Source organism: Pseudoalteromonas sp. SG44-1, assembly GCF_014164315.1.
Classification (GTDB): Bacteria; Pseudomonadota; Gammaproteobacteria; order Enterobacterales; family Alteromonadaceae; genus Pseudoalteromonas; species Pseudoalteromonas rhizosphaerae.
Genome location: NZ_JACJEW010000241.1, coordinates 1 through 487, shown reverse-complemented (window position 1 = coordinate 487; position 487 = coordinate 1). Strand labels below are relative to the sequence as shown.

General features: G+C 40.0%; 2 rRNA genes. Both read left to right on the top strand.

Annotated elements, in window-relative coordinates:
- Positions 1 to 2 precede the first annotated feature (2 nt).
- A 5S ribosomal RNA gene (rrf, locus tag H5187_RS23990) occupies positions 3 to 117 on the top strand.
- Between the two features lie 62 nt (positions 118 to 179).
- Positions 180 to 294: ribosomal RNA gene (rrf, locus tag H5187_RS23985) — 5S ribosomal RNA — on the top strand.
- Positions 295 to 487: the final 193 nt, after the last annotated feature.

Sequence of the window (487 nt, the reverse complement as noted above, 5' to 3'; positions counted from 1 at the left end):
TGCTTGGTAACAATAGCGTTTTGGACCCACCTGACCCCATGCCGAACTCAGTAGTGAAACGAAACAGCGCCGATGATAGTGTAGCATTTGCTATGTGAAAGTAGGACATTGCCAGGCTCCAAATTTAGTCGAAGGACTTAAAACTTAATAATTAAAATAAGAAAATTGAAAAGAATTTTCTTGGTAACAATAGCGTTTTGGACCCACCTGACCCCATGCCGAACTCAGTAGTGAAACGAAACAGCGCCGATGATAGTGTAGCATTTGCTATGTGAAAGTAGGACATTGCCAGGATCTAATTAAAGAAAGCCCGACTAGCAATAGTCGGGCTTTTTTACGTTTGCAGGAAAGTGATTTAGCAGTGATACCAATCTGCATAAAGATTAAGTCAATTTTATCCAGTCTCTAGAGCATATGCTTTTAACCGTATCAGGAACAGAAATGAATTTATTCCACGCTTGCGAAACCTGTTCGACTATTTCTTCAT